General features: G+C 56.7%; 15 protein-coding genes, 1 tRNA gene and 1 pseudogene. 11 read left to right on the forward strand and 6 right to left on the reverse strand.

Annotated elements, in window-relative coordinates:
* The first annotated feature begins 162 nt into the window (after positions 1 to 162).
* The 8 genes from CI15_RS06380 (at position 163) to CI15_RS06410 (ending at position 7,482) form a co-directional block, all read left to right on the forward strand.
* Complete coding sequence (locus CI15_RS06380; protein ID WP_241495800.1) at positions 163 to 888, forward strand: hypothetical protein; 726 nt, start codon at positions 163 to 165, stop codon at positions 886 to 888.
* On the forward strand, positions 885 to 2,918 hold the full coding sequence (locus CI15_RS06385) for a transposase (protein WP_062125346.1): 2,034 nt from the start codon (positions 885 to 887) through the stop codon (positions 2,916 to 2,918). The genes CI15_RS06380 and CI15_RS06385 overlap by 4 nt, the downstream gene beginning before the upstream one ends.
* Entirely contained in the window at positions 2,915 to 3,901 is a 987-nt protein-coding gene (locus tag CI15_RS06390) for a TniB family NTP-binding protein (RefSeq protein ID WP_241495801.1), read from the forward strand. The genes CI15_RS06385 and CI15_RS06390 overlap by 4 nt, the downstream gene beginning before the upstream one ends.
* The gene (locus tag CI15_RS06395; RefSeq protein ID WP_062125349.1) at positions 3,898 to 5,745 is read left to right on the forward strand and encodes a TniQ family protein; all 1,848 of its coding nucleotides are present in this window, start codon (positions 3,898 to 3,900) and stop codon (positions 5,743 to 5,745) included. Before CI15_RS06390 ends, CI15_RS06395 begins: the two co-directional genes overlap by 4 nt.
* A gap of 147 nt (positions 5,746 to 5,892) precedes the next feature.
* Entirely contained in the window at positions 5,893 to 6,228 is a 336-nt protein-coding gene (locus tag CI15_RS06400) for a hypothetical protein (protein ID WP_062125351.1), read from the forward strand.
* Positions 6,229 to 6,268: 40 nt separating this feature from the next.
* Positions 6,269 to 6,526 carry a hypothetical protein gene (locus CI15_RS38155; protein ID WP_338152541.1) on the forward strand — a complete coding sequence of 86 codons (258 nt, stop codon included), beginning with the start codon at positions 6,269 to 6,271 and terminating at the stop codon, positions 6,524 to 6,526.
* On the forward strand, positions 6,501 to 6,881 hold the full coding sequence (locus CI15_RS06405; RefSeq protein ID WP_062125352.1) for a hypothetical protein: 381 nt from the start codon (positions 6,501 to 6,503) through the stop codon (positions 6,879 to 6,881). The genes CI15_RS38155 and CI15_RS06405 overlap by 26 nt, the downstream gene beginning before the upstream one ends.
* Before the next feature lie 397 nt (positions 6,882 to 7,278).
* Positions 7,279 to 7,482 (forward strand): hypothetical protein, encoded by a 204-nt coding sequence (locus CI15_RS06410; protein WP_062125354.1) that lies wholly within the window; start codon positions 7,279 to 7,281, stop codon positions 7,480 to 7,482.
* 216 nt (positions 7,483 to 7,698) lie between these two features.
* Here CI15_RS06410 and CI15_RS06415 read toward each other — a convergent pair whose 3' ends face one another.
* Positions 7,699 to 8,790: a hypothetical protein gene (locus CI15_RS06415; RefSeq protein WP_062125356.1), complete on the reverse strand. Its 1,092-nt coding sequence runs from the start codon at positions 8,788 to 8,790 to the stop codon at positions 7,699 to 7,701.
* 952 nt (positions 8,791 to 9,742) lie between these two features.
* Between CI15_RS06415 and CI15_RS37130 the strand changes: the two genes are divergently transcribed.
* Complete coding sequence (locus CI15_RS37130) at positions 9,743 to 10,258, forward strand: hypothetical protein (RefSeq protein WP_153041062.1); 516 nt, start codon at positions 9,743 to 9,745, stop codon at positions 10,256 to 10,258.
* A gap of 89 nt (positions 10,259 to 10,347) precedes the next feature.
* On the opposite strand, the gene CI15_RS38160 is transcribed toward CI15_RS37130, so the two are convergent.
* Positions 10,348 to 10,563, reverse strand: coding sequence for a hypothetical protein (locus tag CI15_RS38160; RefSeq protein WP_338152535.1), 216 nt, complete (start codon positions 10,561 to 10,563; stop codon positions 10,348 to 10,350).
* A gap of 378 nt (positions 10,564 to 10,941) precedes the next feature.
* On the opposite strand from CI15_RS38160, the gene CI15_RS38230 reads away from it, so the two are divergent.
* The gene (locus CI15_RS38230; protein WP_062125361.1) at positions 10,942 to 11,139 is read left to right on the forward strand and encodes a hypothetical protein; all 198 of its coding nucleotides are present in this window, start codon (positions 10,942 to 10,944) and stop codon (positions 11,137 to 11,139) included.
* A gap of 1 nt (position 11,140) precedes the next feature.
* Positions 11,141 to 12,301, forward strand: coding sequence for a hypothetical protein (locus CI15_RS36390; RefSeq protein WP_153041063.1), 1,161 nt, complete (start codon positions 11,141 to 11,143; stop codon positions 12,299 to 12,301).
* A gap of 223 nt (positions 12,302 to 12,524) precedes the next feature.
* Here the strand turns inward: CI15_RS36390 and CI15_RS06445 are convergent.
* From CI15_RS06445 to CI15_RS38365, 4 genes and pseudogenes are all read right to left on the reverse strand, one after another.
* Positions 12,525 to 12,600 (reverse strand) — tRNA-Ala (locus CI15_RS06445).
* A 121-nt stretch (positions 12,601 to 12,721) separates the two neighbouring features.
* On the reverse strand, positions 12,722 to 13,012 hold the full coding sequence (locus CI15_RS38165) for a hypothetical protein (protein ID WP_062125364.1): 291 nt from the start codon (positions 13,010 to 13,012) through the stop codon (positions 12,722 to 12,724).
* 54 nt (positions 13,013 to 13,066) lie between these two features.
* Positions 13,067 to 13,666, reverse strand: a complete 600-nt coding sequence (locus CI15_RS06455) for a helix-turn-helix transcriptional regulator (RefSeq protein ID WP_241495802.1) — start codon at positions 13,664 to 13,666, stop codon at positions 13,067 to 13,069.
* 12 nt (positions 13,667 to 13,678) lie between these two features.
* A pseudogene (locus tag CI15_RS38365) lies at positions 13,679 to 13,978 on the reverse strand (BrxR family helix-turn-helix transcriptional regulator); the annotation flags it as partial.
* Positions 13,979 to 14,092: the final 114 nt, after the last annotated feature.

Raw genomic sequence — 14,092 nt, forward strand, 5'->3', positions numbered from 1 at the left:
GGACGGAATGCTGACAGAAACATTACAAATCAAGGTGTCGACCACAATGGTCGCTGCTGCACGCCGGACGACCATCTCCACGCAGGTTTGGCTAAAGACTCTTGGTGGGAGCGCGAAATGAGAAGCGCACCGTCCTATGGCGTCCGTAGCCGCCGGACTACTGTGAACACCGGTGTCCGGCCCACTGCCCGCACCTACGGCAAGGCCCGCATCGGCACTTATGCCGAAAAAGCCGCCGGCCACATCACCGTTGAGTCTGACCCGGAGCGCCTTGTCGCGCACATGTTGTCCATCGACCCCCGCGTGCGCTCTTTCAGGCAGCAACCGTTCACCGTCGACCTGGTCCTTGAGCGGCTGCTGTTCACGCGTGAGGAGCTGTCAGAAGCTCGCAAAGCGCGGGGTAGTCGCGGCGGGGAGGCGGAGTACACACCCGACTTCGCCACCGTTCAGGCTGACGGCCTGCAGCACGCCTATGAAGTCAAGCTAGAAGGCTTCGAGGGCGACGGTCGGTACTGGGCCAAGGTTGAGCGAGCTCGCGAAATCATGGCGGCGTACTGCTATCCGCTATCGATGCTAGTCGTGCCCGCGAATGAACGACACCCGGCCGTTGTCAACGCGCAATTGCTAAAGCCGGCGATATTGCGTGCGCGCGAATACGTGACGCCGGACATTATCGACCGGGTCGAACGCTTTTGCGAATCGGGCCCGGTGCTGCAGCGAGCCCTGTGCGCCGAGCTCAAGATTTCGACCGGCCTGATTCCTGCGCTGCTCGCGACCGGCGTGCTTCAGGCAGACCTTGCGCATCAGCACATCTGCGCGACTCTGCAACTGTCTGCTGCATATGGTGACCTGAGCCACCTCTGCCTGATTGAGGGGCTGCGGCCATGATGTCCGACCTGCGCACTGGAGACAGGTTGGCGGCCGCCAGTAAGCCCGAGAGCTACTTCGAGGTGCTCGACAGTCGTTTGCATGCCGGCTCAATCCAAATCTTCGATTCGGAAAGACATGAGTCGCGGTATGTCGATGAAGCACGCATGCGAGTTGCGATTTCAGAAGGTAGCCTGGTCCTTCACCGAAAAGGGATGCCACGCGTCAGCATCGCCGCTCAATACGAAAACGATGCATTGCACGACCAGGTCCGTGTGCTGACCTATGCTCTACGGCGCATTGATGAAATCCGCGAACAACGCGGCGTTTCGTTTGATGCAGCCATTCCTTTGGTCCGCGATGCCTACGGAAAGGAGCGCGCCGGCCAGTTACTGGTGCGCCCGTTTCCGTCTCGCGCGACCCTGTACCGCGCTCACAGGAATCAGCGGCTCGGTCTTCCGGTCCTCAAAGGCGACAGGAATAAAGGCAATTCGACCGCCAGGTATTCAAAGGAGCTTGTCGAATTCGTTGAAGAGGTCATCGAGAGCGAATACCTGGTTACCGAATCGAAGTGGACAATTCTCGATACGACGAAATATATCGACCGAGAGGCCCGACGGCGCGGTCTGCATGTCGCGAAGCACGCTATCAGCCGCAAGTTTGTATGCGCGAGGATTCGTGACCTGACTGTCGATGCCGAATACGACCGCATGGACCCGCTCGACCGTGTCGCCGGCAAGTCATATGCGAAAAAGCGAATTCGAGCGGCGTTCCCGTTTGCTCGCATCGAGCAGGACGCGCTGCATCTGCCATTCGTTGTGAGAACATCCCATGGCGTCGCTCGGACCGTTTATCTCGTACTGGCGATTGATGTCTGTACTGGATATCCCGTGGGGTGGCATCTCGTCATCGGTTCGCCACGGGAGATGGATTCCCTTTTGTGCCTCGAAATGTATTTGACGCCCGCCAAGGGCGCCAGATTTTCGGAGCTTGGCATTCTTCACACGCTGAATATCTTTGGCACGCCCGGACAGGTCATTTTCGATAACGGTCCGGAGACGAAGGGCGGGCGAATCTACCGTCTCGAGCGGCTGGGAATGGACGTCAAGCACTGCAAGGCAAAAGAAGCTCAAGGCAAGCCATTCATCGAGCGCCTGAACCGCTCGCTCAAGGAGGCGTTACAGCGCCTCCCGGGGTGCACTCGCTTCGAGGGAAAAGATGGTGCACGCGACCCTGAGGCATTGGGCGAAGAGTTGATGACTGTCGAGGAACTCGAGAAGTGGATTGTCAGATGGCTCTATGAGGACTGGGTCAATAGTCCGCTTGCGCGGCATCGTTGGGACGAACTGCTCGTCGATTCACTGAAGGGCAAGACGCCGCTTGAACGCCTGACTTACCAGACCGAAGAAATGGGGCAGCCTATCACCATGCCGCCGCCACGCCACGAATGGATGGCAGCACTCTTCGAGCATGAATTGTGCGCGTTGAACGCCCATACCGGCATCGCGCTCAAGCACGGATTTAGGTACAAGGGCGAGGCCATTTCGTACCTACTGTCGAAATATGGCGACCGCGCAGAACTTCACGTGGTCTACAACCCTGACGATTTTCGCCAGGCGTATGTGTACGAGGGAAGTGACCTTCCGCTCGTCACGTTGACGCACGAGCACGTTCGCCCCGATACGCCAGCGTGGACCTTCGCGGAAGCCAAGGCCCGATTCGATACGGGCATGGACAACTGGACGGCCCCGGACGCAAAGGTTCAATTCGAGCACGACATGGACAAGGCGGTCACTGGAAACGGGAAGGCCAGCAAACGCAAGACCCGCAGCAAGCGCGAGGAAAACAAGGAAACCGTGCAGCGCTCCAAAGACAACTCAGCCATCCAACGCGCCATCGACCGGCCGCTTTCGGCGGCAGCCCCGTTCGGGCCCGTCCCGTGGATAAATCCGTCGCTGACAGCCGAAGACCATCTGCCTCACGACATTTCATACGACGCAGCGCCTTTGATGAACATCGTGAACAGAAACACCGGAGAGAAATTGCTGTGACACCTGCTCAACAACTACGCCTCGATATTGAGGCTTGCGAACTTCCTCATCCCATGTTCGTGGAGCATCTCAATGCACTGAACCGCCGCATCGATGACGCGCTCACGGGCTTTGCGCCCAAAATCGTTCGAGTTCCCGGCCCGAGCGGCGTTGGGAAATCTTCGCTCATTGCGAGCCTGTCGCGAGGCTATCCTGAGTCGCGCATCGACGGACGGCGCAACGTACCAGTGCTGGTAGTTGATGTGCCGGTGGGCGCAACGGCCAAATTGCTTCCCAAAAGCGTTCTCGGCGCGTTAGGCATCCAGGTTCCCGGCAGCATGACGGCGGGTGCAATGTTCGACCTGATGGTGAAACAACTGCGCCTGGCCGCAACACGCGTCGTGATTTTCGACGAGATATCACACCTCGTTGACGAAGGGTCGCGGGTGCCTCCGCGTGCAGCCAGCGACTGGCTCAAGACGCTGGCGGATACGCTCGCCCTGACGCTAATTCTCTTCGGCATTCCGCGACTCCAGCGGCTTTTTTCCGCGAATGAACAGTTGCGCCGCCGAGCCTGTCCCGCGCGTAACTTTCTGCCGTACGACGCCACGGATGCTGAACAGATGGCCGCCTACGTCTCATGTGTCGTCAATTATGCGCGCGTTTTTCTCGCAGCCGGCTATCCCATTGACGTACCCGGCCGCGTGCTGACTCAGCAATGCTACCTGCTCACTGGCGGCCTGATTGGCGTGCTCGCCGACTTCATGGGCGAGTTGGCCAGTGTGATGAAAGACGAAGCGCCGCGCCCCATTACATACGCAGACTGTCAGGAGGCGCTGAAAGAAGTTAGCCACGCGGGGTCTCCTCATCGATTGGCGTTCGAAGATTCTGGCATCGACTACGCGGGCGTGGAGCCGGCGGCGCTGAAACAGGCATACGTTCATGTCCTGACAAGTAACGCGGCGTCCGTACCAGTTCGTAAAAAATCGGGAGATAAAAAATGAGCCTCGTTCTCACCTATGCACCGCGCGACGACGAATCGGGGATGGGCTACTACCGGCGCCTCTCAGCCGACAATGCGCTTTTCAGCTGGCGCGACCTGGCAAGCACAGCGGGTGTGGAGCGAAACCGCCGTGCCTTACTTAATCATACTGACGATGTCGCCCGTAACCTTGGCATGGAACCGGAATGGAGCCATTTCACCCGACGACAGGAAGAGCATTGCCGAGACTGGGGGCGTTTACACCGCGCCCAATCCGATGCCGTGTGCCCCGCGTGTCTGTCTGATTCGCCTTATCTGCGACACCACTGGGAACACGCCTACGTTACGGCGTGTCCGCAGCACCGCATTTTGCTGGTGGACCAGTGCGACGCCTGCGGACAGCATCTGTCGTCGGAGCGACTCTACATTGGATTGTGCTCTTGCGGTCAAGACCTGACCACCCTGCCGCGCGTGCCGGCAACTCGAGGTCAACAGTGGTTGTCGACACTGATTGCGACCAACGGGCAACAGTCTGGCGGTGTGAAGCCGCCTCTGCGCGGAGTAGACATCAATGTGCTGGTGAAGGTCATCCGGACGCTCTGCCAATATGCGGAGCCGAGGCGCCTCGGGTTGCCGCGCGGCGCAGCATCGCCGAAATCTGTCACCGAAGCAATTGAGTTTCTCTCGCCGCTCGAAGCCTTGCTCGCCGCCTGGCCGACGGGTTTCCAGAACCACGTCGAGCAGCGCATTGCCGCTGGCCGCAAGGATGCACGCACACTGAACACGTTGCTTGGTGCCTGGTACATCAGTCTGCGCAAGCTCTGCCAGGGCACAACGCTCGAGCCTCTGCTCCAAATCATTATCGACGTTGCCGCCCGGACGTCCGACTGTATTCTGGGCATGGATTCGGCCAAATACCTAGCCGAGGATGCCACCGGATACATACGCGCGCCAGATGCCGCGAGGGCAATTGGCATCAGCGTCTCACGTCTGCATGACTCCATTGACGCTGGCGAGTGCAAACACCGCGCACAACGTACTGGCACGCGTGGCCAGCTCTTCGAAATCCCGTGCGACGAGGTTGAACGCATCCGGCGACAACGTGCCGGTTGGATTACCGACAATGACGCATGCGAACTGGCCGGCGTTGCACCCGTCGTGCTCGAACGCATGAAAGCAGCGGGCGTCATCCGGTCAAACGCCCGCTGGCGGGAAGACCTGATGAAGGGCGGCCCAGTCGAGCGTCAATCCGTTCTGGATTTACATGAGCGCGTGGAGCGGTCGGTTCAACCAGTGTCACTGGCCGATGATACGACGCTCACATGGGCGGAGCTGACCAGCCGGCGTACGGGAGACCGAAAGGCTATCGAGTCGCTGATGCAGGCCATCGCATGCGGCAAGGTGAAAGCCATCGCGCGTGGTCGGACACTGGGCGAAATGTCCTTCCTGAGGACGGACGTATCGCAGTATTTCGGCACGCCTCTGCTTGAGGCCGGCATGTCGATTCAGCAACTGGCCAAAGCGACCGGATGGAAATGGGAGTCCATCCAGAACTGGGTGGACCAGGGTCTACTGGCGTCGGAGTCGATTCTGCGACGTGGCCAGCCGTGTCGGGTCGTGCTGCCACATCAATTGCTGGAGTTCCGGCAAGCCTATGTTCCACTGGCAGACCTCGCCCGTGCCATGGGTACGAAGTCGTCCGCACTGTCGCGTCTGCTGCCCGGCATCGAAATGGTCGGCGCAAAACTGCTCCCTGGTGGCGTCACGCGGGGCGGGCTGATTCGTATTGCCGACCTCGGCCGGCTCGCGGTCATCGGTGCGAAATCGGGCTATGACCTTTTTGTTCCTGCGTCGCTTACGCCATGAACAGACAAGCGACGCGCCTAATGACCGCCATGTCTCGAGCAGCGAGTCAAGCACCGCACGGGACATGTCGGCCTGCACGAAGGGGCAGCAGGCCTCTCCGATTCAATCAGTTGTATCGCTACATTGCTCCATCATCAGGAGACTGAGATGCCAATCTGGAAACCACGTCCCACTTCCGAACTGCCGAGAATTCCTTTATCGCGCTGGCGAATTCTCGAAACGGAGGACGGCAGCCGGCATTTTGTTGGCGTGGATATGTTTGACCGGTCGGGTCGAGTCAGCTCCCCGATAGTGAGTTTCGACCCTGTCGCTATGGAGGGGACAACTGAGACGGGGCGCATCTACGAGCTGATTGGCGGGAATGGCTCGTCATTTGACGTCGACTATGTCTGGATAAGATGGTGCGAACTGTACGAGGTCGAGTCGTACACCGACGTCACTGAACGATTGCTAACCGGAGCCGACAATGACAACGCCATTTGAGCGCACGAAAGCCGTTACTGATACCCGGGAATTTTTGCAGATGCTTGCTCGCAGTGACGAGATAACCATCCGTGGCCTCGTCCAGACGCGCGCGATGGGACTACTTAGGCACTACCCCCTTGATATCGACCTAGATGTGTCGGCATCTGCCTTACCTGGAATCTGGGCCGTGCCGATACACCGAGGGCCTGGCTCTATAGCAGCCATTAGACGTCAAACTCGTATCCCCCGCCGCTGTGACGAGGATGAGATTCGCAATAAAGGAGCCGACGATGACGAGACCCCATGTAGTTCCTGAAGACTTTCCGAGGGAGTCATCGCCCGGACTGGTGTCAGGCAGGCAGCCAAAGCTTCTCGTGCGCGAGACGAATGGACGGTATTACGCAGGCATCACAGACGAAGAGCTGTGGATACGCTATGACGCCTGCGAGGATTTGGCCGGCCAGTTAGCGGACTACGGGCTCCGGAAGATGTCTGGGTCGGGCCTGTCATTCGACGCCGCACTCGGCCGAGTCGAAAAAGGGCTGAGAGCGAGGGTTGCGTCCGGGCAGTGGGATTTTTCTCGTGATGAGGTGGCTTGGATGATGAAACGCGCGGGCGAACTGCTGTCAGGAACGGTTAATTCCGATAGAGCACGGAATGCAGGTGTTTGAACATGTGCATCTTGGTGAATTTTCGCTATTTGCCTGTCAGCGCCAGGACACCAATGAACGGCCTCGATACAAAGTGGCTCCGACCTCTCCCAGAATCGTAGAAGGTGAAGTATGAAGAAGCTCAATTAATTCTCTGAATGGCTAGTTCGCTTTGCTTTGCCACAGCGGAACATTGAGCAGGTCGCGATAAGGCCGAGGCCGAGGCCGGAGCCGGAGTGGCGGCATTTCGATACAGACCGTGATACTTGCTGTCGTTGTCGTCATCATGGTGCCGCGAGAACTAGCTCTGGAAACGAATGACATCGGCGTCGATGGCAATCCGAGCTTTTTTTTAAATCAGGACGACTTCGATGTCCGCCGCTTTCCCCTGCAACCATCCCCAAGACGGAGTAGACACATGTCCTTTCCAAACAACCTGGACCTCAGTGACGCTCTTCAAAAGATTCACGAACTGTCCCTGGAGGACGGCGATTTAGGGCACGAATACTGGTATGCAGTCGGTCAGCTTCTACGACGGGCAGCCGGCATGCAAGCCGAAATAGACTTGCTCACGAAAGAGCTGAAAGAATGTCGTGCAATGCGTGCTCGCCAGACCCGCTGAATGTCGCGTCATTGCTTTCTGGACAGCAGGGCTTGTCATCAACGACGATGCACATCCCTGGTAGCATTGGCAATCACCGGCCCGCTGCGAAGAGCGGCATGGCACGGACATATATGCTCTTGGAGCAAGCTGATGGCAAAAATCTGACTGAATATCCGGTCAGGATAAGTTACGTCGACACACTGAGCATTTGCAGTTGTGTCGACAAACGATGGGTCAGGTTACCCACGCGCAGCGAACTACAAAAATCTGTTTTTCGTCTTCGGAACAGATGTAATTCGCAACACGGCTGCACAAAGGAGTCATCGGGTCTTTGAGTTTCTCCAGCGCCCGGGTGAGACTGGCCTTGAAATTCCTTATGTTGGATTCATACCCGGAGAGCCGATAGAGGGATTCAACAGGTAGCCATTGTGGACGAGCATGGCCAGCGTAGAAGCTTGCAATCCACCCCCGGAGACCATCATATCCGACGGCTTCGTTGTCTACCGCGGTCCACGCGCCTGCTCCGAAAAGTTCGGCCACCGCGGTCGTCACCCGAAGCAGCAGCCCGTCGCTCCCTTTGAAGTCGTCAGCAGCTTCGCCATCCTCAAACGTCGCCGACAACAATTTCGGCACCTCGATGTTCATGCGCTGATAGCGGATGCGTATCTGCGCGAAACTCAGACGAAGCACGCTGGCCCGGATAGCCCGATGCGCTTTTACGCTGTATTCGCTCTGCATGCGACGCGCGAACTCATAAAATGTGGTTCGAACATGCCTCAAGCTTTCTTCAGGGCACAGAGGAACATCCCGGTAATAATCGAGGCAGTTGCAGTAGACCTGCCTGTCGAACTGACAAAGACTATACCCACTGAGCGTCAGGGTCACGTTCTTGAACGTGGCGATTTCCTTTCCAGCGACAAGGCAGGTCGATTCGTTCGCAAGCAAATTATCGTTGTCAGCTTGCACGCTTCGCGCCACTGAAAAAAGGGCCGAACGGAGAAGCGTATTTGGTAGTGCCTTTGCCATGGAAGACCAACTCGGAAGATAAACTTCCGAGGCGCGGCGAGTAGCCTGTCGCCGTCGCGAAAGATAAAGCTCTTCCGCTGTGGCGTCCGGAGGGATGTTGGCCACTGCTGGTTGCTCAAGTGCCTTCATTGCCCGGCGCTCCAGTCCATCGGCGACATCCTGAAGCTGTTTCGCTGCGTTAAGCACGGTTATCTGCCGCTCGGGAGCAGCGGTGAGCGCCGCGTCGGCTGTCTGGCTGGCTAGCACGCGCAGTTTATCGGCCTTGCTTTGAGAGTGCGTTTTACTTTGGAGATGTGCCATTTCACCGCTCCAGAGATTGAGGCTTGCCTTCTCCCGCTGAACACGACTTCAAGGCATTGCGAAAGCGGGGCTGCCGCACGTCACAAGGCCTTCGACACGATACGCAGGAGTGGTTGGTACGGCAGTTTGGGCGATGGAAACAACATGAATGTGGTCTGTTCATTGCGTACACATGCGGGTTGGTGATACATGTGTATAGCGTGCACATCGGTGAGACCTCACCAACTTGAGCGTCGCTCTTCGCGGACTATCTGACTTGTACTCTGCATCGCCGCGGCTTGTACCGTGCAACGCCGCAGCTTGTACCCCGCATCGCTTCAACTTGTACTCTGCATCACTTGAAGGTGATGCTAAGGGAAAAACAGCCCTCAAATCGCCGGAATTCTTGTTGGCCGGCGCGCGGGCTAATATCTATAAAATCAATAATCAGGATAGCCGTTGGAGTGCGGGCAGAAGGAGGCGAACTTCTTTTTCAGCGCGGCTCACGGATTCTCGCGAACGCGCACGCATGACCCTGCAGGTTACATCCTGACCGTCGCGGCCCCGAGCCATCCGCAGCACATGCAGCGACGTCGCGAGCTAGGTTAAGGCGCTGACGGCAGGCGTTGCCCTGGTCAGCCTGACGTCTCCATCGTTGATGCTCAGATGTAGCTGAATCGAAGAAATGGATTCGAGAACACGCTGCTGTATCAGCCCGATGAAACTTTTCACGAACACCTGGCTGGCCAGGGAACGGCGGCACGCATGGGATATTTCCAATCACGTCCGCGTCGCGCTGTCGCTTTGCGCGAAGCTGCCAATTTTCCATATATGAGCCGCCGCAAACCAGAATGAAGGCCGACGCTGAAACACGCATCAAAGTTTTTTATCGAACCATAAAATATTTTGCAATGCCTTCGAGGCTCGTTGGTTTTAAGCTGTCTTCGACATAAACTGGATGCACTCGACAAATATGTTTGAACTGAACGAGCAGGCAATTGCTGCTTGGGAACTGCGCAGCGCCGCATACCACGAGGCGGCGCACAAACTGGTCTACGAAAGATTTGGTGGAGCTGGCGAAGCGCAGGTCTGGAAGAATGAAAGTGGACATCCAGGGGAAAGAGCGTGGCTGGGGCAGTTTCGTCCTCTTGCCTGCCCAGAGCAGTTGCGAACTGCTGCTCAGGCATTTGGGCATACTGTTATTGGACTTCCACCGAAATGGAAGGAGCTGGTCGGCGTCGCGGGACTAGTGGCCGAGGAAATGCTGCGCGGCGATGCTGACGACGTAGATGAAATTGTTGAGGCGTTGCTCAACGTTATTTCAGAAGGAGCGGCCTCCACGTCCGACCTAAAACTGATGGGCATCACGGACATCGTGAACGGAGAGCTTAGCTACGAGGTCGTCGAAGAGGCCGTCCGTATTCTTCGCGATGGGTGGCAGATAGTGCGAGAAGAGGCCCAGTACCTGATTGAGTCATGCTCGGGATAGTATTCGGTCGTCATGCCTCGTTTGGCATAACATCCGTCGTTGCGCCCTACTTCTCAAAAGATATCGACCGATATCTCGTCCACCGCATACTAAGCAGTTACACTAAATTGTTGCGGGTCTAACGAAATTGTCGCGATAATCGATTCGAGCTCCACCATCAGGTCTGGGTGATGCTGGGCGACGTATTGTCGTGCGGACTCATTTTCGAGATGCTTGGTGAGATAGCCTTTCGCAAGCACCGGACTCAGTACTTCCTGACTGTATGTCTGTTGCGCAAGCTTGTACTGTCCCTGCAGGTTGCTCATTTCTCTCGCCATTTTTTGCCATCTGCTCCGGACTAATGCCGGTCAGTTTGCTAGGCTTTTTGCCATCCACAAGCAGAACTGCTGGCGTTGCAACGAGCAATGCTTCGGCACAGGTGACGGATACCCGACCCTCGGCTATTCATGACGAATGGCCTTGTCATGCAACGAGTTCAAGCCGTTCCGAACATGTCGCTGAACGACTGCCCAAGCAAATCCCGCCCCACGGGGCCGACACCGCCACTGTCTCGCGATTCAACCTAGGGCATCCGCTGACTCCCATTCAGTAAACAGCATCCGCTCCACCTCAAGCATGGTCGTTTGATGCGCGAGAAGCAGGTCTCCGAGATGCTTCTGGTCGAGCAACTCAACTGAGTTCAAATGCGCATTTTCCTGAGCCTGCGCATTGAAAAACTGATTCGTGACACAAACTTTTTCAAACGACACGCTCGGGTGTCGACGCTGGTAGAACGCTTCGCCAGCGACGACTTCCTTGACAGCGTCCCACCCCAGTTTCGTCCCGTCAATACCGCTGGTCTTGGCTTGGATAAGCTGCTCTGTGAACCCAACGCGTATTGATATGCCCTACGTCCATCAAGACTTTGAACGCGAAAAGCTGTATGAGGAAATCTGGTCAGAGCCTGTCAGCAAGGTGTCGAAGAGGTACCAAATATCTGATGTGGGTCTTCGCAAGATTTGTCTTAGCCTGGATGTTCCGGTCCCTCCCCGTGGCTACTGGGAAAAGCTTGCCGCCGGAAAAGCCGTGAGCAAACCGCAGCTTCAGCCTACCAAGGGAGCAACAACTTACCGACGTTCCGTTTTCAGAGACTCACAGGACGACGAGCTTTCACTGCGTACTCAGGCGCGAATCGATGAGGATGCAGCCCGTGCCCCTGTTGTACCGGGCGTCAACATACGTACATCCCTCGACGAATGCATACCCCTTGTCAAACGGATGGCAAAAAAGCTTGAGGGGAGGCAACGAGATTCTCGGACATGGCCATATTGCGATGGAGCCGGGTTGATGCGGGCTGCCGTGTCCGCGCAGAACTCGCTACGGGCACTTCTCGTGCTGAACATGCTTATCGAGACACTAACGGGCGCAGGATATTCGCTTTCCGCTGGCGGCAAGGAAGACGGGCCGGCATATGTGACTTTGCTTGACGGCATGTTGACGTTCGGCGTGAGGGAGCGAGCCCGCCAGGAAAATGTCCCTTTGACTCGAGAGCAACTAGCCGAAAACAAACGCGCCGGATATAACAGGCACAGCCAAGGCTATATCTATCATCCCACGAACGAGCTGGAAATATCGGCATTCGTTGTCGGAAGCACCTACGCAGCGGTGACCACTTCGGACAGTCGGAGCGCCTCGTTGGAAACGAAGATTCCGGGGTTCGTTGGCAGGCTTCGACATTTTATTCTTCGCAGTTCCGTTCAAGCCGAGATGAGGATTGAACAACGGGCGGCCGCTGCCGTGCAGGAAGCTGAGCGCGCTAGGCTGGCTGCGATTCGCCGTTCGGCATTTGAGCAGCTCAAACAAGTCGAAGAATGGGCTTCAAAGCTTGAGCGAGCGAACCGTTTGCGAACACTTGCAACCGAATTCGACCTCAAAAAGCTGACGTCGTCAGACGATGTTATCGATGCCGGATGGATACGACGCGCTGCAGACTGGCTGGACCCAACTGTCGAATGCCGATGGGACGATATGGACAATGCGCCGGCTGGATACGGTGAGTTCTAGCGAGTGGCTGCCGACAGCAAGTAGACCAAGTCAGTACCGAGGGGAAATTGAAACGCTGACGAGCGTTCGCTGCAATGGCGTCCAGCGTAGTGCCCGACCTGACCAACGATGCCCGCCACTGAAGCGTTGAGGACGGTCACAGCGGGGAGCCCAAGCTGCGCATGCCGCATTGGAATGCAAATCAGCGCGTCGCGGGACGGAGCGCGCTTTCGAAGGAAATTCTTGGTGGAGCGGAGGAGGCTCGAACTCCCGACCTTCGCATTGCGAACGCGACGCTCTCCCAGCTGAGCTACCGCCCCCAGACGTAGCAATACTAGCACGACGCCAAACTAATTTTCCGTTCGCGGAGTCTGTCCGAAAGCATTCGACTTCGTTTCGCGTATTGAATATCAGCAGCAATGTCAGAGTTCAAGCGAGCAATTAGCGCCAACTGACATCGACGGGCGCCAATTCCTCCGAATGTTCTTGTCCGGGCACTGCATTTGGGACCAAGCGTTGGGAGAGCGCGCTTAGTTGCGGCTGGTCCAGAGAAATCGTTGTAGTGATTGATTCAAACTCCACCATCAGGTCCGGGTGGCGCTGGACAACGCCATAATGGACGTCCTGCGAATCAAGGCGATGACTCTCAAACTCGATGAAATTCTGGTCGGCGAGGCGGATGCGAGGTCGCCCAAAATCGAAATATGGCGGCAGGTGGTAGTCCGGCGTCAATGCATTCGTCTGGTCGAGCCGAACTGCAACAGTAGTGTCCGGCAGAAGCGAGCATCAAAATGCATCTTCGCTCAACATGTACTTCTCAACTTCTGACCGGTTCTTTAAGGCAATCTGCTGCGCCTCTGGTTTCGCTTCGCCTTCGAGGTCTAGGCGCAGATGTCGCAGAGCGTAGAAGAGAAACGCCTGCCTGCAATGGAACTCGACTTGCCCGTCCTCCATTCCAAAATCGAGTTCGATGGCAAGTCTGTGCGACTTGCTCAGTTCTGGATGCGGAATCAACACCAAAGGCACTATGGTTTGCCACTTCACATCGTCATCTGGACCAGCGGCGGCCGGTTCGAAGCCGTCAACCTCCAGCATGCGCGCAACAACAAAGTCCAGAAACCGGTTGCGCATATGGCAGTAGGCGCGTGCGTGCCAGCGAAAACCATCGTGAGCAAGTGCGTGCGGAGAAATCGTACGCGGGGATGGCTGTGGTCGCGTCATCGATTGATACAAAACATGTATCGCGCGGCGTTCGCGAATGGCTCGAATAAGCGCGACTAAAACATCGACGCGGAAGGTTCGACCTGGATGTGGCACTGTCGCGACCGGAGGTGCCCAAGTTATGAAGCTGCTTTTCTCTGAATCCAGTCCGGAAGCGTGCGACAACAACTCGTTGAGATAGCGACCAGAGCTGCTCGATGGGTAAAGTGGCTTAAAGTCGGTAGACGCTATGTAGACCCGGGAGCTGCGGTCGTAATTTAGGTTAGTCGTCGCCAGTTCCGTATATCTAGCGATGTCTAGCGACGCTTGAGGCACGGAAATGCCAAAGAAGTCCGTGAGGTCACTGCGATTGAGACGGCCATCCCACTGGAGTCGAAAGTCAATGAATTCCAGGCGACGGTCCTGGCTCCACGGACCAGGGGCGCGGCTTCTGGATGACCCTTTTGGGTCCGGTGTGGTGGGCAAGCTTTTTGGCATCGTCGGAATTTTCTCACGACTAAGAAAAATCTGTTCGATTAAAAACTAGACGCGTATAAAAAGTAGTCGTATAGTAATTCCAACGAATTGCCTATGAGGTCCAAGTGGATAGCG

Origin of the sequence: Paraburkholderia monticola (assembly GCF_001580545.1) — a bacterium.
Classification (GTDB): domain Bacteria; phylum Pseudomonadota; class Gammaproteobacteria; order Burkholderiales; family Burkholderiaceae; genus Paraburkholderia; species Paraburkholderia monticola.